Here is a 20,582-nt window from a genome sequence, read left to right as displayed (position 1 = left end):
CGATGGGAACGGTACAAGTTCTGCGTAGCACCTATCCGCGCCTGTCGCGGGGGGTTCGCAAGCCGGTCGACTTTCTCGGCCGCATTGGCGATCACATGCTGTTCTACCTGCGGGCGCTGGCGGGGGTGCCGCATGCATCGGTGCACTTCCGCAAGGAGATCGTGCGGTTGATCGCCGAGATCTCCATGGGCGCCGGGACATTGGCGATGATCGGCGGCACGGTGGCCATTGTCGGCTTCCTGACGCTGGCTGCCGGCGGCACCCTGGCGGTGCAGGGGTATTCGTCGTTGGGCGACATCGGTATCGAGGCGCTGACCGGGTTCCTGGCCGCGTTCATCAACGTGCGCATCGCCGCACCGACGGTGGCCGGGATCGGGCTGGCGGCCACGTTCGGCGCCGGGGTGACGGCACAGTTGGGCGCGATGCGCATCAACGAGGAGATCGACGCACTCGAGTCGATGGCGATCCGGCCGATCGAGTATCTGGTGTCCACGCGGCTGATCGCGGGGATGGTGGCGATCACCCCGCTGTACTCGATCGCGGTGATCCTGTCGTTCGTTGCCAGCCAATTCACCACGGTGGTGTTGTTCGGCCAGTCCGGCGGGCTGTATGACCACTACTTCGACACCTTCCTCAATCCGATCGACTTGTTGTGGTCATTCCTGCAGGCGGTGCTGATGGCCATCACCATCCTGTTGGTACACACCTACTTCGGATACTTCGCCTCCGGTGGCCCCTCGGGTGTGGGCGTCGCGGTCGGTAACGCGGTGCGCACCTCGCTGGTGATCGTCGTGTCGGTCACCCTGCTGGTATCCCTGGCCGTCTACGGTTCCAACGGCAACTTCAACCTGTCGGGATAGAGGCGCCGGTGAAAAGCAGTGTGGTACGTCCCCTGACAGGGTTGGCCCTGATCGTCACGATCGTTCTGATCGTCGCATTGGCGGTTGCCCTGTTTCAGGGCAGTTTCACCAAAACCGTTCCCGTGACGGTGATCTCGGAGCGGGCCGGCCTGGTGATGAACAACGACGCCGAAGTGAAGATGCGGGGCGTCGACGTCGGCAAAGTCGAGTCGATCGAGACCCGCCCGGACGGCACGGCAGCGCTACACCTGGCGATGGATCCGGCGCAGATGCACCTCATCCCGTCGAACGTCGATGTCGACATCGCGTCGACGACGGTGTTCGGCGCGAAGTTCGTTCAGTTGAAGCCGCCGGAGAATCCCTCGGCCGAAAAATTGCGTCCGGGTCAGGTCATTCAAAGTGGCAGCGTCACTGTCGAAATCAACACCGTGTTCCAACAGCTGGTCAACGTGCTCGACAAGATCGACCCTGCGAAGCTGAACCAGACGCTGGGTGCGATCGCGACAGCATTCAACGGCCGAGGGGAGCAGTTCGGCCAGACGTTGGTCGATGTCAACGAGCTGCTGGCCAAGATCGAGCCGAGCCTGCCTAATCTGGAAGCCAGCATCGAGGCCTCGGTACCGACGTTCAACGCTTACGCCGACGCGACGTCGGATCTGATGTCGACGATCCGTAGCACCACATCGGTGAGCAACTCCATCGTCGACCAGGAGCAGAATCTCGATACATTCCTCGTCAGCGCAATCGGGCTGGCAGACATCGGCAACGAGGTGATCGGCGGAAACCGTGAGGCGCTCGGCGATGTGCTGGAAAATCTGGTCCCCACCGCCGAGTTGCTCAACCTCTACAAGAAGTCCCTGTGGTGTGGCATCGGCGGCTTGGTGCCCTTCGCGAAGTCGGCGCCGCAGTTCTCGGGCGTCATGGTCAGCGCGGGACTCACGCTCGGCGTCGAGCGGTACCGCTATCCAGGGGATCTGCCCAAGGTCGCCGCCAAGAGCGGCGGCCGCGACTACTGTAAGGAACTCGGCCTGCCCGAGTTGCCGCCGGAGTTCGTACCGCCGGCGCTCGTCGGGGACGTGGGCGCCAACCCAGCGCAGTACGGAAACGCCGGAATCCTGCTGAATTCCGAGGGGCTGAAGAACTGGTTGTTCGGGCCACTCGACGGGCCGCCGCGCAATACCGCACAGATCGGAATGCCGGGATGACGGGATCAACGGGCACACTCATCAAGTTCGCCGTCTTCGGGGTCGTGATGACGGTCCTGACGGCGTTCCTGTTCTTGATTTTCAGTGACTCCAGAGGCGGTGACACCGAGGGGTACAGAGCGGTCTTCACCGATGCCTCCCGGCTCAAGACGGGCGATACCGTCCGAATCGCGGGCATCCGGGTCGGCACCGTGCAGAGCGTGTCGCTGCAGCCGGACCGAAATGTCCTCGTCGAGTTCGACGCGGACAAGAGCACCAAGCTGACCACCGGAACACGGGCCGCCGTCCGGTATCTCAATCTCACCGGGGACCGTTACCTGGAGCTGCTCGACACCCCGGATTCCACCCGAATCCTGCCTGCCGGTGCCACAATCCCCGTCGACCGGACTGCGCCGGCACTCGACCTCGACCTTCTGCTCGGAGGGCTCAAGCCGGTGATCGAAGGTCTGAACCCGGAGGACGTGAACGGGTTGACCTCATCGCTGATCCAGATCCTGCAGGGTCAGGGCGGCACGTTGGAGTCGCTGCTGTCGAAGTCGTCGTCGTTCACCAACTCGCTGGCCGACAACAATCAGGTGATCGAGCAGTTGATCGATGATCTGCGAACGGTGCTCGACACATTGTCCAAAGACGGCGAGGAGTTCTCCGGCGCCATCGACCGGCTGGACAAGCTGGTCGAAGGGCTGTCCGCCGATCGCGATCCCATCGGCGAGGCCATCGAGCAACTGGACAACGGCACATCGTCGCTGGCGGATCTGCTCGGGCGTGCCCGCCCGCCGCTGGACCACACGGTCAACGAGTTGCACCGGCTGGCTCCGCTGGTCGGCAACGACCTTCCGCGCTTGGACGCGACTTTGCAGCGTCTTCCCGAGATCTACCGCAAGCTCGCACGCGTCGGGTCGTATGGCGCCTTCTTCCCGTACTACATCTGCGGCGTCACGTTCCGCGCCAGCGACCTGGAAGGCCGCACCGTGGTGTTCCCCTGGATCAAGCAAGAAACGGGAAGGTGCGTTGAAGAGTAGATGGATAAGTACCGCGGCTCCCATCTGATCAGGGCCGGCGTCATCGGCGTCGTGCTGATGATCCTTGTGATCACCGTCGGGTTGCAGCCCGAGCGGTTGTTGTCGTACGCCACCGGGCTGCGATACCAGGCGCTGTTCACCGAAGCCGGTGGCCTTGCGAGCGGTAACGACGTCACGCTGTCCGGGATCAAGGTCGGCTCGGTCTCGTCGGTCGAACTCGTCAACGGCGATGTCTTGGTCGGGTTCACGGTTCAGAGCAAATACGCGCTGGGCTCCGAAACCACCGCGCACATCCGCACTGGGACGCTGCTCGGAGAGCGAGTTCTGGCGCTCGAGTCAGAGGGCAGCGGAACGCTCGATCGCAGCCAGACCATTCCGACCACACGAACATCGTCCCCGTACTCGTTGACCGACGCGGTCAGTGATCTCACCACCAACACCGCGGCCACCAACACCGACACGCTGAACCAGTCGCTGGACACGCTGGCCGCGACGCTCGATCAGGTTGCGCCGCAACTCGGTCCGACATTCGACGGACTGTCCCGGCTGTCGCAGTCGCTCAACAACCGCAACCAGAGCCTCGCCGATTTGCTGAGGACCGCCGGCGATGTCACCGGAATCTTCGCCGAACGCAGCAAGCAGGTGAACTCGCTGATCCTCAACGCCAATGACCTGCTGGCTGTGCTCAACGAACGTCGGCATGCGATCGTCAGCCTGCTCAACGCCACCTCAGCGGTTTCGCAGGAGCTCACCGGCGTGGTTGCCGAAAACGAGCAGGAGCTCGCGCCCACGCTCAACAAGCTCAACGAGGTGGTGGCGGTGCTGGAGAAGAACCGGGACAACCTGGCCAAGATGCTGCCAGGAGCGGCGAAATACTATCTGACGCAAGGCGAAATCGTGTCCAACGGTGCCTACTACAACGCGTTGGTTCCCAACATGATCCCACTACCGGGGCAGCTACTGCAGCCGTTCATGGACTACGCCTTCGGGTTCCGTCGCGGCATGGACGCGGGCCAGCCGCCGGACAACGCCGGACCGCGGGCGGAACTACCGTTCCCCGTCAACGCCATTCCTCAGCCAGGAGATCTTCCCGATGATGGCACCCCGTAAGCGATTGGTGGCCGCCACGGCGGTCCTGCTGGCCATCGGACTGGTTGCCGGCGCAGCGTTCCTCGTGCGTCAGGTGTTCTTCGGGCCGAGGACCATCACGGCCTACTTCCCGACCGCGACGGCCATCTATCCGGGTGACGACGTGCGCGTGTCCGGAGTGCAGGTGGGCACGATCGAATCCATCACGCCTGAAGGCACCCAGACCAAGATGGTCCTCAAGGTGGACAGCGGTGTGCCTATTCCGGCCGACGCCAAGGCGGTCGTCGTCGCCCAGAACCTGATCGCGGCCCGCTATGTCCAGCTCACGCCTGCATACCGCAACGGCGACGGACCCAAGATGCAAGACGGCGCGGTGATCCCCATGGAGCGCACCGCCGTTCCCGTCGAGTGGGACGAGGTCAAGACGCAATTGATGAGGCTGGCAACGGAACTGGGGCCGGACACCGGGGTGTCGGGCACGTCGATCTCCCGGTTCATCGACAGTGCCGCGAACGCTATGGGGGGCAACGGCGACAAGCTCCGGCAGACGCTGGCCCAGTTGTCGGGCGCGGCGAGGATCTTTGCCGAAGGCAGCGGCAACATCGTCGACATCATCAAGAACCTGCAGATTTTCGTCGGTGCGCTGCGCGACAGCAAGCAGCAGATCGTGATGTTCGAGAACCGGTTGGCCACCCTCACCAGCGTCCTGAACGACAACAGGTCCGACCTCGACGCGGCGCTGACCGACCTATCGGTGGCGCTCGGGGAGGTACAGCGGTTCGTGGCCGGCATCCGAAACCAGACCTCCGAGCAGTTCCAGCGCCTGGCCAACGTCACCCAGGTTTTGGTCGACCACAAGCTGGCTTTCGAAAACGTCCTGCACATCACGCCGAATGCGATCGCCAACTTCGCGAATATCTACTATCCCAACGGCGGTGCGGTGACCGGCGCTTTCTCGCTCGTGAATTTCAGCAATCCGGTTCTGTTCATCTGCAGCATGATCGGTGCCGTCGCGAACGTGACCGCCCCCGAGACCGCAAAGCTGTGCGCGCAGTACCTCGGTCCGGCGCTGCGCCTGCTCAACGTCAACAACATCCCGTTGCCGATCAACGCCTACCTGCGGCCCGCGATCAACCCGGACCGGTTGATCTACACCGACCCGAAGCTCGCGCCGGGGGGTGCGGGGCCGGGAGATCCGCCCGAGCCCTTCCCGGACGTGTCCGCCTACCTCGGCAACGGCGACGTCCCGCCGCCGCCGGGGTGGAATGCGCCGCCTGGTCCGCCGGGGCTGTATACGCCGGACAATGACGCACCGGCGACACCGTCGCCGCCGTTGTTCCCGGGCGCGCCGATCCCCGGACCTCCGCGGGTGTTGAGCAACATCCCTGCGGGCCCTACGACGGTGGAAGGCATGCTGCTGCCGCCGACTCCCGCGCCTCCCGGCCCGCCGCCGGGACCACCCTTGCCTGCGGAGGCCCCGCGATGATCAGCAGGAGCAATGTGAAGCGATTGACGATCGCCGGGGCGTGCGTTGCGCTGACAGTGACCGGCTGCTCATTCCAAGGTCTGAACTCGCTGCCGCTGCCCGGCGCGGTGGGACGCGGACCCGACTCGGTGACCTACCGGGTCGAGGTCGCGAATGTGGCCACGCTGGAATCCAATTCACCGGTTCTCATCAACGACGTTGTCGTCGGCAGCGTCGGCGAGATGACGGTGGAGGACTGGCACGCCAACGTGCAGATCTCGATCAAACCCGATGTGGCGGTGCCCGCAAACGCCGTGGCAACGGTCGGGCAGACCAGCCTGCTCGGCTCGATGCACCTGGCGCTCAATCCGCCACTGGGCGAGGAGCCGAGGGGTCGGCTGCAACCCGGCGCGACGATCCCGTTGGCTGACTCGTCGACATATCCGTCCACTGAGCGGACGCTGTCCGCATTGTCCACTATCGCAAACGGGGGCGGGCTCGGGCAGATCGGCGACATCATCTCCAACTTCAACGTCGCGTTGAACGGGCGGGAACCTCAGATTCGCGAATTGCTCACTCGACTCGACAATTTCGTCGGAGTGCTCGACCGCCAGCGCGACAACATCATCGCCTCGATTCAGCAGTTGAATCGCGTCGCGGGTACGTTTGCCTCGCAGCGCGACGTGCTCGACCGGGCGCTCAAGGAGATTCCACCGGCGCTCGACGTGCTGATCCGGGAGCGGCCGCGGCTGACGACCGCGCTGCAGAAGCTGGGGCAGCTCAGCGACACCGCCGATCAGTTGGTCGACGACGCCGGTGACGACCTGGTGAGAGACCTCGAGAACCTGGGTCCGGTGTTCGGTGCACTCGCCGACATCGGGCCGGATCTGAACCTTGCGCTGTTGTGGGCCACCGCATTTCCCTACGGGCCTACCTTCGCCGACCGGATCACCCGGGGCGACTACATCAACCTGTTCGCCAGCTTCGACCTCACCTATCCGCGTCTGAAGAAGACGCTGCTGCTGGGCACGCGGTGGGGTGACGAGAATGCCAAACTCATCCCGGCGCCCGGTGATCCCTACTACATGAACTACTCCTACAGTCCGATGGCGATCGGCGTCGCGCCGCCGCCGCAGGGTCTGCCGCCGGCACCCGGGGCGCCGCTGGCTCCGGCGATGCCGCCGGTGAGCGAGCCACTTTTACCGGTCGCGCCGCCGCCGCCGGCGGCGCCGTGGCTGCCTCAGTCCCAGCCGATCACGTCTTCGCAGGTATTCGCGGGGCCGTACGGGCCATCGGCGCCACCGGCACCTCTTCCACCGGCTGAACCGACACCGGGAGGCGGTCGCTGATGCTGACTCGCTTTGTCCGAAATCAGTTGATCATCTTCACGATTGCGTCGATCCTGGGCGTCACCGTGATGATCTTCACCTACATGCAACTGCCCACACTGCTCGGTATCGGCCGCTTGAAAGTCACGCTGGAGCTACCCGCCGCGGGCGGCCTCTATCGCTTCAGCAACGTGACCTACCGCGGGGTGCAGATCGGCGAGGTGACCTCGGTGACCTTGACGGAGAACGGTGCTGAGGCGCACCTGTCACTCGACACTTCACCGAAGATTCCAGCAGACCTGCAGGCCGAGGTGCGCAGTGTGTCCGCCGTCGGTGAGCAGTACGTGGATTTGCGGCCCCGCACCGACTCAGCACCGTATCTCGAGAGCGGACAACGCATTCCGGCCTCGCGAACCACCCTTCCGCAAGAGGTCGGCCCGATGCTGGACCGGCTGAGCGCGCTGGTGAACAGCATCCCGGGCGACCGGATCGCCGACCTGCTCGACGAGTCGTTCAAGGCCTTCAACGGAGCCGGTCCGGACTTCCAGTCCCTGCTCGACTCGGCCGCCAAGGTGACCGACGAGGTCAGCGGCGTCTCCGACCAGACTCGCGGACTGATCGACGACAGCAGGCCGCTGCTGGAATCGCAGGCCGAGACCACCGAGGAGATCCGTACCTGGGCGCGGAGCCTGGCCGGCGTCACCGGCCAGCTGGAACAGAATGATCCGGAGATCCGCACCATACTGCAGCAGGGGCCCGGTTTCGCGCAGGAAGTGTCGGCGCTCCTCAACGACGTGAAGCCCACGCTGCCGATTCTGCTGGCGAACCTCACCACCGTCACGCAGGTCCTGCTCACCTACAACCCGGCCCTCGAGCAGTTGCTGGTCATCTTCCCGGGCATCATCGCCGCCCAGCAGTCGTTCGGCCTCCCGGGCAACAATCCCACCGGCTTGCCGAGCGGCGATTTCGCGCTCACCATCAGCGACCCGCCGTCATGCACTGTGGGATTCCTCCCGCCGTCGCAGTGGCGCTCCCCGGAGGACCAGACCACCATCGACACGCCTGACGGGTTGTACTGCAAGCTGCCGCAGGATTCACCGATCAGCGTGCGTGGAGCCCGCAACTACCCCTGCATCGAACATCCCGGCAAGCGGGCGCCGACGGTCGAGCTCTGCAACGACCCAAGGGGTTTTGTTCCGCTCGCCATGCGCCAGCACACGTTGGGGCCGAACCCGATCGACCCGAACCTCATCTCTCAGGGTGTCCCGCCCGACGACAGGGTCGACTTCGAGGAGCGGATCTACGCGCCGGTACAAGGTACGCCGCTGCCGCCGGGCGCGGTCCCAGCTGGAGCGCCACCCGGCCCATCGGCACCGGACTCCCCACCGTTCCCGGCGCCGGACGTGTTGTCACCGCAGCCGACGCCTACGGGAGCCCCGCCGGCACCGGTCGCGCCCCCGCCACCTCCGGCACCCATTGCACCCCCGCCGCCGGGCAACTCGCTCAACGGGGCGCCGCTTCCGCCGGCGCCGGGAGCCGTTCCCGCAGCGCCGGCCGCTCATGCCGCCGAGGCGTCAGCGGATGGCCCATCGGTGGCGGTGGCGACATACGACCCCGGGACGGGGAAATATCTCAGTCCGGACGGCTTCCTGCAGCAGGAGACACTGCCCGGCAAGGGCCCGAGGTCCTGGAAAGACCTCTTGCCGACCTGACCGCGCTCGGGCGGTCAGGACAGCTTCTGCATCTTCACCGGCATCTCAACGGAGGTGGTCTGATTCCTGCCACAAGCGCCGCTTGCCGTCTTTGTCATGTCGCGGCCGGCCAGAAAGGTGGTGTTCTTCGTGAGGCGTTCGTTCCGCGCGGGATCGAACCCCCACAACATGAACTTCTGGTGCCCCGGGGCGAATGTCCCATTGGGGCAGGGCATCCAATTCGGAATGTCGCGATCGACGTACCAGAAGTCGTCGAGCCGAATGGGGGCGGTCCAGCCGCGGTCGCTGCTCACCGTTCCGGTGCATTCGATCGGACTCACGCAATCTGTGCTGACAGTCCAGGTTTGGACCACGGTCACATCGTCGCGGAAGACGTCAGCGCCACCGGCGCCATGCGGGCCGATACTCTTCTTCGCCCATTCGCCGTCCGACATCACCAGGTAGGTGCCATTCAACGCGACACCAAAATCATCGGCATGTGCCGGTGTTGCGGTCCCCACGCTCGCCGCGAAAGCGATCGCCGCCACACCCGCGGCCCAATCAGCACTACGCATGCGGAAAGCCTATCGCGCATAGCAGCTCTGCTCTCTAATAGGGAGAATTTCGTTCCGCCGATATGTGAGAATGACTGAATGCGGTCCCCCGTCGCAGTGTTAGCTGCCCTGCTGTCGTTCGCGGCGCTCACAGCGGCCCCGCCGGCCGCCGCTCAGCCGCCGCTGCCACCGCTACCCCCGCCGGGCGCCGAGTGCAATCACCCCAACTGCACGCCAGGCATCAGGCCGGGCGTCATCCTCGGGTCGTACTGCAACAACACGACCTACTATGCCTTCGGCGTCACAGAATGGGGCCGATTGGTGTTCTGCGGTTCGCCGCGGCGGTACGAGCCGCGCTGGTTCCGGTCACCCGAAATGCACGGCGTGAAGAACGAATTCGACCTGTGCCCGCTGCACGTGGGCGAGGTGGCTCAAGCGCCAGATGGACTGTTCCTCACCTGCGTAGCCAAGGACGGCCGCTCGTATTGGGAACGTGGCGATCTGTAGGGGCCGTTTCCCCGTGGAGCCTGCGCGCAGATCGCCGAAACTGCGGCGAATTATGTGATCTCCGCAGTTTCGGCGACCGTGGTAACGCTCAGCCGATCGGCTTGAACTCGATGTTGATCTCGGTGAGCCCGCGCAGGATGAACGTCGGCTCGTACACGTAACGGCGGGCGTCGATCGGTCCGTGCTTCTCCTCGTCGACCGTGACGTCGCCCAACCGGTCGAGGAGCCGTTCGATCGAGACGCGGCCCTCCACGCGGGCCAGCGGTGCGCCAGGGCAGGAATGGATACCGCGGCTGAACGCGATGTGCTCGCGAACGTTCTTGCGGTCCAACTGGAACTCGTGTGGATCGTCGAACCGCTTGGGATCGCGGTTGGCCGCTCCTGGGCTGACCATCACCGTGGTGCCCGCGGGCACCGGGATTTCGCCGAGAGCCGTAGTCTTACGGGCCATCCGGAACACGCTCTTGACCGGGCTGTCCATCCGCAGGCACTCCTCGATGAACACCGGGATCAGGCTGCGGTCGTCGCGCAACTGCTGCTGAATGTCGGGCCGGTCGGACAGCACCCGCATCGCGGCGCCGAGCAACTTCGCGGTGGTCTCCTGGCCGGCGGCGAACAGGAAGGTCGCCGTACGCACCACATCGATGACCTCGGGTGTGGAGCCGTCCGGATACTTTGCGGTGGCAATTGAGGTGAGCACGTCGTCGCGCGGGTTCTCACGGCGTTCCTCGATGTAGCGCGAGAACTTCTCATCCGCCCACTCAAGAGGATTGGTGGCAATCACCTCGTGATCGAGGGCGCCGATGTTCGCTCCGGGGCGCTGGGCGCCGAACGACTCACGAAAGGCCTCGTGGTCTTCTTCGGGGACACCGAGCAGGTCGGCAACGACCAACAGCGAGAACGGCTTTGCGTACGCGGCGAGGAACTCGCATTTGCCGTCGGCGATGAACTCGTCGATGTGGCGGTCCGCCAGCCGCCACATGAAGTCCTCGTTCTCTTTGAGGCGCTTGGGAGTCAGCAAACGGGCCAGAATCGAACGCGCATCCGTGTGCTGCGGCGGGTCCATCGTGACCATGTGCTCGAACATCGGAATCTCGGTGCGGTGCTTCTCGAGTTGTTCGCAGATGTCGTCACCCTCGGGCGTGAACGGCATCGGTGTGAACGGACCCATGACCGCGACACAGGACGAGAAATTCTCGCTGTCCTTGTACACGGTATTGGCGGCTTCCCAACCCGTGACGGCCAGCACGCCGTTGTTGATCGGACAACAGACGGGATCCTTCGAGCGGATGTGGTCGTAGTACGGGTGCGGGTCGGGGACGAGGGAGGGATCGGTGAAGTAGTCAACCGAATCGAAATCTGTGGTCATGGTGTGGAAGCCCTCCAGGGGTCGACGCTGGCCCGCGTGATGGTGAGCGGACGCTGCCGCTCTTGAATCTGGCTGAATATGCTGAGCACTTGCTTAGCATGGGGTTAAGGTCGTGGTCAAGATCGAACGGCGGGACGCCACTACGATCGGCGTGTCGGAAGGGCGGGAAGAGAAGTGATCGGATGACTGGCGTGTCTGGGCCAACGCGGCGTATTGGCGCGCCCGACGCGAAAAACCGCGGCGTGCTGCTGGACGCCGCCGAGCAGCTGTTGCTCGAGGAGGGTTACGCCGCGGTCACATCGCGACGCGTCGCCGACAAGGCGGGGCTCAAGCCGCAGCTCGTGCATTACTACTTCCGCACCATGGAGGACCTGTTCCTCGCCGTCTTCCGTCGGATGGCCGAGGCGGGCCTCGAGGCGCTGACGCACGCGCTCGCGTCGCCCCAGCCGCTGTGGGCGTTATGGCGGTTCAGCACGCAGCCGGAGGCCACGCGGCTCACGATGGAATTCATGGGCCTGGCCAATCACCGCAAGGCGCTGCGGGCCGAGATCATCTACTACGCCGAACGGTTCCGCGAAGAGCAGAACAAGGCCATCACCGCCGTGCTCGCGCGCTACGGCGCTGCTGCGCAAGAGGTTCCACCGGTGGTGTGGACCGTATTCGCAACCGCCGTGTCCCAGGCATTGGTGGTCGAGCGGGCGCTCGGCATGACCACCGGGCATGCCGAGACATTCGCGTTCTGTGAGAACTGGATTCGCCGGCTGGAGGGCGATCCACTCGATCCGAGCAGTCCCAGCGGCAGTCACCAGCTCCGAATGGAGCAGAGCGCGCCCTTCGGGCCTTGATGCGTCTTCACGACCACTCCGTCGACCGCGAGCACGCAGTGGATATTCGGTTTCGCGTCGCCAGGTCCGCTGGTCGCCGTGACCATCGCCCATTCATCGGGGTTGGCCAGCTGTACGTCGAGGTTCCACTGCTGGTCCGGGCCGATCTGCGCCTCGACCTTCGGGCTGAACTGGTACGGGTTGTGGCTGTAGGCGGCCCAGTTCGGCGGATCGACGTCGCGGTAGTAGATGTCGACGAAGAACGGTTGCTCGGAGAACACCGAGTACTTGACGTTGTGCAGCACCGGCGGCGGTGGACCCTGCGCGACCGCCGGCGCACCCACCGACAACACGCCACCGGCGGTCACCACGATTGCCGAAGCGAGGGCCGACAGCGAGGTACGGGCCGAGCGACCGAAGATCATTTCCGGATCTTAAAACGATGAGCGCGACCCAGGTCGCGAATCGCCAACCGCATCAGACCGACAGGATCGTCGCCGATGCGGTGCCCGGTGCGCCGTACACCTGCGCCAGGCCCACTTGGGGCTCGCCGGGGACCTGACGGTCGCCGGCCTCGCCGCGCAACTGCCGGACCAGTTCGTGCACCTGCCGCAGCCCCGAGGCCCCGATCGGTTCCCCGTTGGCGATGAGCCCGCCGTCGGTGTTGATCGGCATCGACCCGTGGATCTCGGTAGCGCCGTCGGCGAGCAGCTTCTCCTGCTCACCGTCGGCGCACAGTCCGGTCTCCGCCATGTGGATGACCTCGGCGCCGGCGTCGGTGTCCTGAAGCTGTGCGACGTCGACGTCCTCCGGTCCCAGGCCCGCCGACTCATACGCCGCCTTGGCGGCATAAACGGTCGGGGAGGCATCCTCGTCGAGCGGCGCCGACGTCGCGTGAACCTCGTAGGCGCCGAAGCGTCGGGTGCGAATCTCGGTGGCGCGCACGTAGACCGGCTTCTTCGTGAAGCGGTGCGCGATGTCGCCGCGGCACATGATCACCGCGGCGGCGCCCTCGTCGGGCGCACAGAACATGTATTGCGTCAGCGGATAGTTCAGCACCGTCGAGTTGAGGATCTCCTCCTCGGGGATCGGCTTGCGTCGGAACGCGTTCGGGTTCAACGCGCCGTTGCGGAAGTTCTTGGCCGCCACCTTGGCCAGGGTGGCCTGCGAGATGCCGTGCTTGTGGATGTAGTGGTTGGCCTTCATCCCGAAGAACTTGGTGGTCACGAACTGACCGTTCTCGGCATACCACTGCGGCAGCGCGAGTTTCGCCGGATCGTCGGTGAACGCGCCGCGCGGGTGCTTGTCCAGGCCGATCGCGATACCGATGTCGTACTTGCCCAGCCGAATGGTGTCGGCGGTCTGCTGGATGGCGCTCGCGGCGGTGGCGCACGCGTTGAAGACGTTGGTGAAGGTAATGCCCGTCAGGCCGACGAGGCGCGTCACCGCGTCGGGATTGGACACCTCGTAGCTTCCGCCGAACCCGAACTGGATGTCCTTCCATTCCAGGCCGGCGTCGGTGAGCGCGGACTGGATGGCCTCGGCGCCCATCTCCATCGCGGTCTTGGGGAACCGGCCGAACGGGTGCAGCCCGACGCCGATGATCGCCACGTCGTTGGTCATTGCGATGCTCCTGTGTGTCTAGACGGGCTTGAAGGCGAAGGTGACGACCTCGTTGCCGTCGTCGTCGGTGGTGAACGGCACCATCGTCAGCTCGACCTCCATGCCGAACTCGAGCTTGGCTGGGTCGTTCTCGGTGAGGCGGCCCTCAACGCGGATGACGTCCTCGAGCTGGACCAGCCCGACACCGAAGGGTACGAAGTCGTTCCCGGACGGACCCTTGTACGGGGCGCCGGGCGGGAAGCCCTGCGTCGTCCACGCGACCAGGGTGCCGCGGCGGGGCAGCTTGAGCTCGGACATCTCACCGGCACTGCACCTGGGGCAGCGCTGCTGGACCGGGAAAGCGGTGGCGCCGCACGCGCCGCATCGGCTTCCGATCAGCTGCGGATTGTCATCGGGCCAGGTCGAGATTTCGGGCGCGAGGGCCACTTGCTGTGTCGGCACGCGCCGACGATAACTGGAAATGACGTTCTCGTCTAGAGAGAACCGGGGTCGTCAAGCGATCAACTCGCTGCTAGCCTCCCCGATGTGGACGCCGACAAAGCGCAGATCGCCGAGATCTTGATTCGCTACGCGACGGGGATCGACTTCAAAGACTGGAAGCTGTTCCGCACGTGCTGGGCCGATGAAGTCGACATCGACTACGGCGACCTGGGGACCTTCACCGACCCCGACGCCTTCACCACGCTGATGGAGCAGATCCACGGCGGCATGGGGCAGACCTACCACCGCATCTCCAACATCGTCGTCGACGTGAACGCCGACCGGGCGACGGCGCGGTCCTACGTGCGTGCGGTGCTGCAGGCCGTACCGGACGACAACGGAAGCTGGATCGACGCACTCGGCCACTATGACGACGAGCTCGTCAGGACCGCGGACGGTTGGCGAATCGCCAAGCGCACCACCAACATCGCGCGGGTGATGAGCGCTGCCGGCGTCGCACCGTGAGCACCGAGTCCGCCGCTTGGTACGGGCCGCGGGCCGTGATCGCGGGGGCGTCGGAGGGCATCGGCGCCGAGATGGCCGACCAATTGGCTTCGCGCAGAGGGGCGGGTCCCCCGGGCGTTGTGGTTCATCCGGAGGTGTGATGAGGATTCTTCCCGGCCCGATCCGCCAGATCGGTTATGTCGTCGCCGATATCGACCGGGCGATCGCGGGTTGGCTCGAGCTCGGTGTCGGGCCCTGGTTCGTCATGCGGGATCTGACACTGACCGCCCGCTACCGCGGTGAGCCGTGCGAGATCACCCAGTCGCTGGCGCTGAGCAACAGCGGCGATATGCAGCTCGAGCTCATCCAGCAGCAGAGCGAGGCTCCGAGCGTCTTCACCGAGTTTCTCGACGCCCACGGCGAGGGATTTCACCAGTTCGCCTATTGGGCAGACGATTTCGATGCCACCATGCGCGGCGTGACCGACGCGGGATGGCCAGTCGTCTGGTCGGGCGGTGAGGACGTCGGCACCCGCTTCGCCTATGTCGAACCACCCGCTGGTCCCGGACATATCGCACAGATCATCGAGATCATGGAACTCACCGAGATCACCAGCGGTATGGCGGCTTTCGTCCGCGACGCCGCCGCGAACTGGGACGGCAGCGACCCGATACGCGTACTGGGCGGGTGATCGCGGCGCGCGAGCGTCCCCTTAGTACCGACAAACCACGGCGTGTCGCGTGCAAACGCGGGCGCTCGCGGCCTGGGTGAGGTGGGGCGCCGGCTTACTTGTTGCGGTTCATCGCCTTGTCCGCGGCGGCCCAGTGCTCGTCGGACACCCACAGCCGCGCGAACGCATCGACGGCCTCGTCGGTCGAGGCGCCCTTCATCACCCGCTTGATCTCGCCGGCGGGCCGGTGCGCGAGTTTACGGGCGATCGCGCGCCAGTCGTCGTCGAACGACTCGCGCGCCAACACCCGGTCGATCAGTCCGATGCGCTCGGCCTCGTCGGCCGACAGGATGGTGCCGGTGCCGGCCAGCAGGAGCGCCTTGCTGTAGCCGACGATCTCGACGAGCCGCTCCGCGCCACCCCAGGCCGGCATGATCTCGAGCGCTACCTGGTTGAAGCCGATCTTGATGTCGTAGGCGGCGAGCCGAATGTCGGCGGCGGTCGCGAACTCCGCCCCGCCGCCGAGCGCATGCCCGTTGAGGACCGCAATGGTCACGCCGGGAAACGCGACGATGCGGTCGCACACCGCACGCATTTGCCTCGCCATCGCGGCGGCATCGGCCTCGGTGCGCAGCGCGGCCAGTTGTTTGAGGTCGCCGCCGGACACGAACGCCCGGTCGCCGGCGCCCTTGACCACGAGCGCCGTCGCACCCTCCGCCGCGTCGAGCGCGGCGTCGAGTTGCTCCATGGTCTCGGGCGCGATTGCGTTGCGCGCTTGCGGACGGTCGATGGTGACGACCGCCAAGCCGTCCTCCAACTCGAGGTCTACCATCGATCGTTCTCCATTTGCGATATTGGCATTCTCGGTTTGAGAGAATAGCATCGCCTCGAGTCGGAGCAGCCGCCTGAGTGTGGGGAGTCCATGCGCAACATCCCGGTCGAGCTGACCAAACGCTACGAGAAGGAAGGCTGGTGGACCCGGGACACGCTCGGTGAGCTGTTGGCCCGTCATCTGGCCGCCAATCCGGACACCGGCTTCTGGGTGCACTCCGAAGTGCGCCCGTTTGCCGGCACGTTCGCCGATGTGGAGTTGCGGGCACGTCGTCTCGCGGCCGGCCTGCACAAGCGCGGGGTCGGGCCCGGGGACGTGGTCGCACTGCAGTTGCCCAACTGGATGGAGGCGGCGGTCGCGTTCTGGGCCTCCACGTTCCTGGGCGCGGTCGTGGTGCCGATCGTGCATTTCTACGGTCGCAAGGAACTCGCCCACATTCTGTCCACCGCGCGGCCGAAGGTCTTCATCACCACACGCAAATTCGGCCGGATGCAATTTCAGCCCGACCTGGCGTCCGACGTCCCGATCGTGGCGCTGGTGGGAGCCGACGAGCGCCTGCGCGAGGAGCATGTCTACAGCTTCGATGACCTACTCGACGTCGATCCGATGACGGGCACGCTGGCCACCGATCCGGCGGGCCCGGCGCTGATCGCGTTCACCTCGGGTACCACGAGCAAGCCCAAAGGCGTTGTGCACAGCCATCAGACGCTGGGTTTCGAAACCCGCCAACTGTTGGAGAACTATCCCAAGGACCGAGGACGACAACTCACGGCGACGCCGATCGGCCACTTCATCGGAATGCTCGGCGCGTTCCTCATCCCGGTGCTCGAGGGCGCCCCGATCGATCTGTGCGACGTATGGGATCCGGGCAAGGTGCTCAAACTCATGGAGACGCAAGACTTGTCGATCGGCGGGGGACCGCCGTACTTCGTCACCAGCCTGCTCGACCATCCCGACTGCACCGATGCGCACCGTTCCCGGTTCACCACCGTCGGCCTCGGCGGGTCAACCGTTCCCGCGGCGGTGACCCGCCGGCTCGCCGACTTGGGGTTCTTCGTTTTCCGTTCCTACGGCAGCACCGAACACCCGTCCATCACCGGTTCGCGGCCGAGCGCGCCGGAAGAGAAACGGCTCTACACCGACGGCGACCCGCGTCCCGGTGTGGAGATCAAGCTCACCGAGGACGGTGAAATCCTCTCGCGCGGACCGGATCTGTGCCTGGGTTACACCGACGACGAGATGACCGCGCGGGCATTCGACGACGACGGTTGGTATCACACCGGCGACGTCGGGGTGCTCGACGAGGACGGCTACCTGACCATCACCGACCGCAAGGCCGACGTGATCATCCGTGGGGGAGAGAACATCTCCGCCCTCGAGGTCGAGGAGGTGCTGCTCGGTATGCCCGGTGTGGCCGAAGCCGCGGTGGTCGCCGCGCCCGACAACCGGCTCGGTGAGCGGACCGCAGCGGTGCTTCGCATTCGGGCGGGCAGCAGCATGCCGTCGCTCGAGGAGGTGCGCACCCACTTCAAGCACGCGGGTGTCGCGGTCCAGAAGTGGCCCGAGGAACTGCACGAGGTGCCCGAGGGGCAGGACTATCCGCGCACCGCGAGCGGAAAGGTCCAGAAGTTTGTCCTGCGGGAGCAGGTGCGAGCCAGCAGCGCCGCGACCCTCGCGAGGCGTACAACAGGGTCGTGATCCGGGCCGATCGACAGCCCTGGTGTAACTCTCGCGAGGCGTACAACGGGGTCGTGATTGGGGTCGATCGACAGCCCTGGTGTAACTCTCGCGAGGCGTACAACGGGGTCGTGATTGGGGCCGATCGACAGCCCTGGTGTAACTCTCGCGAAGGAATTTGGGACTGTCGCGAACGAATTCGGGCCGCGATCGGATCGTCAGCGCATTGCGAACCGGACACCAATGAGAATAGGATTCTCCCGAGAAGAAAAGGAGTGTTCCATGGGACAACTTTCACACCGGGTCGACATCCCGTTTCCGCTGTTCGATGCGGACAACCATCTCTACGAGCCGCCCGAGGCGATGACGAAGTACCTGCCTAAGGAGTACAAGGACATCGTCCAGTACGTCGAGGTCAACGGGCGCACCAAGATCGCCATCAAGGGCCAGATCAGCAACTACATCCCGAACCCGACGTTCTCCGTGGTGGCCAAGCCGGGCGCCTGGGAGGAGTACTTCAAGTTCGGCAACCCGGACGGCAAGAGCAAGCGCGAGCTGTTCGGAGAGCCGATGCGTTCGATCCCGGCGTTCTTCGAGCCCGCCCCGCGGCTGGAGCTGATGGACGAGCTGGGCGTCGACCGCTCGCTGATGTTTCCGACGCTGGCCAGCCTCATCGAGGAGCGGCTGCGCGACGATCCGGTCGCCATCCACGTCATCATCCACTCGCTGAACCAGTGGCTGGACGAGGTGTGGGGCTTCAACTACCAGAACCGCATCTTCACCACGCCGGTGATCACGCTGCCCATTGTCGAGAAGGCGATCGAGGAACTGGAGTGGGCGGTCGCCCGCGGAGCCCGCGCCATCCTCATCCGCCCGGCGCCGGTGCCCGGCTTCCGCGGTCCCCGCTCGTTCGCGCTGCCGGAGTTCGACCCGTTCTGGGAGCGGGTGGTCCACCACGACATCTTCGTCGGTATGCACTCCTCGGACAGCGGCTACTCCCGCTACACCTCCGAATGGGACGGCGCAGCCCAGGAGATGCTGCCGTTCCAGACCAACGCGATGTCGATCCTCAACGAGTGGCGCCCCATCCAGGACGCGGTGGCCTCGTGGGTGATCCACGGTGCGCTGTTCCGGCACCCGAAGCTCAAGGTCGGCATCGTCGAGGCCGGTTCGAAGTGGATGTTCCCGCTGCTGGACTCGATGGCCGAGGTGTACAAGAAGGCCCCCGAGGCGTTCTTGGGCAATCCGATCGAGGAGATCAAGAACCGCATCTTCGTCAGCCCGTTCTACGAGGAGGGCATCGACGACCTGATCAACCTGATCGGTGTCGACCAGGTGCTGTACGGATCGGACTGGCCGCACCCGGAGGGCCTGGCCGAACCGACGCACTACGTCACCGCGCTCGAACACCTTTCGGTTGAGGATCAGGCGAAGATCATGGGCGGCAACCTGGGTCGCCTCGTCACCGTGTGACGTCAAGCCCCTGGGAGACCATCCCCGAGATGGTCTTGAGCGCAGCGGACCGTTTCGGCGACGCGGAAGCGGTCGTCGACGGTTCGCTGCGCTTGTCCTTCGCCGAGTTGATCGAGCGGATACGCTGCGCGGCAGGCGCTTTCGCTGATCTCGGTATCGCCAAAGGTGATCGACTTGCGATCTGGGCGCCGAACTCCGCCGACTGGATCGTTGCGGCGTTCGGCCTACTGGTCGCCGGTGGTGTGCTCGTCCCGGTCAACACCCGGTTCAAGCCGGAGGAGGCGGCGGACGTCATCGGCCGCAGCGGCGCCAAGGCCGTGCTGGTGCAGAAGGACTTTCTCGGCCTGGACTATTCGGTGAGCACGGAAGTGCCGGTGATCGACTTCGGTTCGGGGTTCCTGTCCGCCGGCGCGCCGTTCGACGACCGCGTCGGCGACCTCGCGGGTACCGACATCGCGGATGTCATCTTCACCTCGGGCACCACGGGCAGGCCCAAGGGCGCGATGATGAACCATCTCCAGACGCTGCGCGCGTACGAGGAGTGGGCGACGCTCGCCGACCTCCGCGAGGGCGATCGCTATCTGATGATCAACCCGTACTTCCACACGTTCGGGCTCAAGGCCGGACTCGTCGCCTCGTTCTTACGGGGCGCCACCATGCTGCCGGTGGCCGCCTTCGACGTCGACCGGGTGGTCGATCTCGTCGAGCGCGAGCGCATCACGATGCTGCCCGGCCCGCCCACGCTGTATCACTCGTTGCTGACCGTGGCCGACAAGGACCGGCTCGCATCCCTGCGGGCGGGCGTGACCGGCGCCGCCGACATCCCGGTGGAGCTGATCCGCCGGATCCGCGACGAGTTGCCGTTTCAAAGCCTCATGACCGGCTACGGGCTCACCGAGGCCGGCAATGTGACATTGTCGCGCCCGGACGACACCCCCGAGGACGTCGCGATGACCGCGGGCCTGCCGTGCGAGGACGTCGAGGTCCGCATCGCCGACGACGGCGAGGTGTTGGTGCGCGGCTACAACGTGATGCAGGGCTATCTCGACGACCCCGCTGCGACGGCCGAGGCGATCGACTCCGACGGCTTTCTGCACACCGGTGACCTCGGCGAGTTCACCGAGTCGGGCCGGCTGCGAATCGTCGGGCGGAAGAAGGACATGTTCATCGTCGGCGGATTCAACGCCTATCCGGCCGAGATCGAGGGATTCCTGCTCGAACATCCCGCGGTGGCTCAGGCCGCGGTCATCGGCGTTCCCGACGACAGGCTGGGCCAGGTGGGCAAGGCGTTCGTCGTGCTCGGGGCGGGTCACGACGACGTCACGGGTGAGGACCTCATTTCGTGGAGCCGGGAACGAATGGCGGGTTTCAAGGTGCCACGCTCTGTAGAGTTCCTCGACAGCATGCCGTTGAACGCCACCGGCAAGGTGATGAAGGACCGCCTTCTGGACAATCGCCGCTGAGCGTGT

The 20,582-nt window shown here is 65.3% G+C and carries 21 protein-coding genes; 15 read left to right on the top strand and 6 right to left on the bottom strand.

Annotated elements, in window-relative coordinates; all coding sequences use genetic code 11:
* Nucleotides 1-2 precede the first annotated feature (2 nt).
* Genes AU197_RS21205 through AU197_RS21175 form a run of 7 tightly spaced genes read left to right on the top strand, consistent with a single transcriptional unit; the run spans nucleotide 3 to nucleotide 8,681 of the window.
* Nucleotides 3-860: an MlaE family ABC transporter permease gene (locus tag AU197_RS21205; RefSeq protein WP_064350308.1), complete on the top strand. Its 858-nt coding sequence runs from the start codon at nucleotides 3-5 to the stop codon at nucleotides 858-860.
* Between the two features lie 8 nt (nucleotides 861-868).
* Complete coding sequence (locus AU197_RS21200; RefSeq protein WP_064405171.1) at nucleotides 869-2,065, top strand: MCE family protein; 1,197 nt, start codon at nucleotides 869-871, stop codon at nucleotides 2,063-2,065.
* Nucleotides 2,062-3,087: an MCE family protein gene (locus tag AU197_RS21195; protein WP_064397015.1), complete on the top strand. Its 1,026-nt coding sequence runs from the start codon at nucleotides 2,062-2,064 to the stop codon at nucleotides 3,085-3,087. Before AU197_RS21200 ends, AU197_RS21195 begins: the two co-directional genes overlap by 4 nt.
* Nucleotides 3,088-4,197, top strand: a complete 1,110-nt coding sequence (locus AU197_RS21190; RefSeq protein WP_064405169.1) for an MCE family protein — start codon at nucleotides 3,088-3,090, stop codon at nucleotides 4,195-4,197.
* The gene (locus tag AU197_RS21185) at nucleotides 4,181-5,662 is read left to right on the top strand and encodes an MCE family protein (protein ID WP_064405167.1); all 1,482 of its coding nucleotides are present in this window, start codon (nucleotides 4,181-4,183) and stop codon (nucleotides 5,660-5,662) included. The genes AU197_RS21190 and AU197_RS21185 overlap by 17 nt, the downstream gene beginning before the upstream one ends.
* Nucleotides 5,659-6,990, top strand: a complete 1,332-nt coding sequence (locus AU197_RS21180; protein WP_064405165.1) for an MCE family protein — start codon at nucleotides 5,659-5,661, stop codon at nucleotides 6,988-6,990. The genes AU197_RS21185 and AU197_RS21180 overlap by 4 nt, the downstream gene beginning before the upstream one ends.
* Entirely contained in the window at nucleotides 6,990-8,681 is a 1,692-nt protein-coding gene (locus AU197_RS21175; protein WP_064405163.1) for an MCE family protein, read from the top strand. Before AU197_RS21180 ends, AU197_RS21175 begins: the two co-directional genes overlap by 1 nt.
* A gap of 14 nt (nucleotides 8,682-8,695) precedes the next feature.
* Here the strand turns inward: AU197_RS21175 and AU197_RS21170 are convergent, their stop codons facing one another.
* On the bottom strand, nucleotides 8,696-9,235 hold the full coding sequence (locus tag AU197_RS21170) for an Rv2253/PknI dimerization domain-containing protein (RefSeq protein ID WP_064397006.1): 540 nt from the start codon (nucleotides 9,233-9,235) through the stop codon (nucleotides 8,696-8,698).
* A 78-nt stretch (nucleotides 9,236-9,313) separates the two neighbouring features.
* On the opposite strand from AU197_RS21170, the gene AU197_RS21165 reads away from it, so the two are divergent.
* A complete protein-coding gene (locus tag AU197_RS21165) occupies nucleotides 9,314-9,721 on the top strand; it encodes a hypothetical protein (RefSeq protein WP_064405162.1) in 408 nt (135 codons plus the stop codon).
* An 88-nt stretch (nucleotides 9,722-9,809) separates the two neighbouring features.
* On the opposite strand, the gene AU197_RS21160 is transcribed toward AU197_RS21165, so the two are convergent.
* Nucleotides 9,810-11,090 carry a cytochrome P450 gene (locus AU197_RS21160; RefSeq protein ID WP_064405160.1) on the bottom strand — a complete coding sequence of 427 codons (1,281 nt, stop codon included), beginning with the start codon at nucleotides 11,088-11,090 and terminating at the stop codon, nucleotides 9,810-9,812.
* Nucleotides 11,091-11,272: 182 nt separating this feature from the next.
* On the opposite strand from AU197_RS21160, the gene AU197_RS21155 reads away from it, so the two are divergent.
* Complete coding sequence (locus tag AU197_RS21155; RefSeq protein ID WP_064405158.1) at nucleotides 11,273-11,935, top strand: TetR/AcrR family transcriptional regulator; 663 nt, start codon at nucleotides 11,273-11,275, stop codon at nucleotides 11,933-11,935.
* Here the strand turns inward: AU197_RS21155 and AU197_RS21150 are convergent.
* From AU197_RS21150 to AU197_RS21140, 3 genes are read right to left on the bottom strand one after another with little or no spacing between them, the layout of a single operon-like run.
* Nucleotides 11,893-12,339: an Rv2576c family protein gene (locus AU197_RS21150; RefSeq protein WP_064405156.1), complete on the bottom strand. Its 447-nt coding sequence runs from the start codon at nucleotides 12,337-12,339 to the stop codon at nucleotides 11,893-11,895. The genes AU197_RS21155 and AU197_RS21150 overlap by 43 nt on opposite strands.
* Nucleotides 12,340-12,391: 52 nt before the next feature.
* Nucleotides 12,392-13,537 carry a thiolase family protein gene (locus tag AU197_RS21145; protein WP_064405153.1) on the bottom strand — a complete coding sequence of 382 codons (1,146 nt, stop codon included), beginning with the start codon at nucleotides 13,535-13,537 and terminating at the stop codon, nucleotides 12,392-12,394.
* Between the two features lie 18 nt (nucleotides 13,538-13,555).
* The gene (locus AU197_RS21140; protein WP_064405151.1) at nucleotides 13,556-13,978 is read right to left on the bottom strand and encodes a Zn-ribbon domain-containing OB-fold protein; all 423 of its coding nucleotides are present in this window, start codon (nucleotides 13,976-13,978) and stop codon (nucleotides 13,556-13,558) included.
* Nucleotides 13,979-14,062: 84 nt separating this feature from the next.
* Between AU197_RS21140 and AU197_RS21135 the strand changes: the two genes are divergently transcribed.
* The 3 genes from AU197_RS21135 to AU197_RS21130 are packed head-to-tail and all read left to right on the top strand — an operon-like array spanning nucleotide 14,063 to nucleotide 15,152.
* Nucleotides 14,063-14,482: a nuclear transport factor 2 family protein gene (locus tag AU197_RS21135; protein WP_064405150.1), complete on the top strand. Its 420-nt coding sequence runs from the start codon at nucleotides 14,063-14,065 to the stop codon at nucleotides 14,480-14,482.
* A complete protein-coding gene (locus AU197_RS26345; protein WP_156434512.1) occupies nucleotides 14,479-14,622 on the top strand; it encodes a hypothetical protein in 144 nt (47 codons plus the stop codon). Before AU197_RS21135 ends, AU197_RS26345 begins: the two co-directional genes overlap by 4 nt.
* On the top strand, nucleotides 14,622-15,152 hold the full coding sequence (locus tag AU197_RS21130) for a VOC family protein (RefSeq protein ID WP_064405148.1): 531 nt from the start codon (nucleotides 14,622-14,624) through the stop codon (nucleotides 15,150-15,152). The genes AU197_RS26345 and AU197_RS21130 overlap by 1 nt, the downstream gene beginning before the upstream one ends.
* Before the next feature lie 94 nt (nucleotides 15,153-15,246).
* Here the strand turns inward: AU197_RS21130 and AU197_RS21125 are convergent, their stop codons facing one another.
* Nucleotides 15,247-15,963: an enoyl-CoA hydratase/isomerase family protein gene (locus AU197_RS21125; protein WP_064405146.1), complete on the bottom strand. Its 717-nt coding sequence runs from the start codon at nucleotides 15,961-15,963 to the stop codon at nucleotides 15,247-15,249.
* Nucleotides 15,964-16,053: 90 nt separating this feature from the next.
* Between AU197_RS21125 and AU197_RS21120 the strand changes: the two genes are divergently transcribed.
* The 3 genes from AU197_RS21120 to AU197_RS21110 all read left to right on the top strand — a co-directional run bounded on the left by AU197_RS21120 (nucleotide 16,054) and on the right by AU197_RS21110 (nucleotide 20,576).
* The gene (locus AU197_RS21120; RefSeq protein ID WP_064405143.1) at nucleotides 16,054-17,661 is read left to right on the top strand and encodes an AMP-binding protein; all 1,608 of its coding nucleotides are present in this window, start codon (nucleotides 16,054-16,056) and stop codon (nucleotides 17,659-17,661) included.
* A gap of 261 nt (nucleotides 17,662-17,922) precedes the next feature.
* Nucleotides 17,923-19,113: an amidohydrolase family protein gene (locus AU197_RS21115; RefSeq protein WP_064405140.1), complete on the top strand. Its 1,191-nt coding sequence runs from the start codon at nucleotides 17,923-17,925 to the stop codon at nucleotides 19,111-19,113.
* Nucleotides 19,110-20,576, top strand: a complete 1,467-nt coding sequence (locus tag AU197_RS21110) for a FadD3 family acyl-CoA ligase (RefSeq protein WP_082696789.1) — start codon at nucleotides 19,110-19,112, stop codon at nucleotides 20,574-20,576. The genes AU197_RS21115 and AU197_RS21110 overlap by 4 nt, the downstream gene beginning before the upstream one ends.
* Nucleotides 20,577-20,582 lie beyond the last annotated feature (6 nt).

The sequence above is a fragment of the Mycobacterium sp. IS-1590 genome (genome assembly GCF_001500025.1).
Classification (GTDB): Bacteria; Actinomycetota; Actinomycetes; order Mycobacteriales; family Mycobacteriaceae; genus Mycobacterium.
The sequence above is the reverse complement of the archived record's forward strand: the minus strand, read 5'-3'. Positions and strand labels throughout refer to the sequence as shown.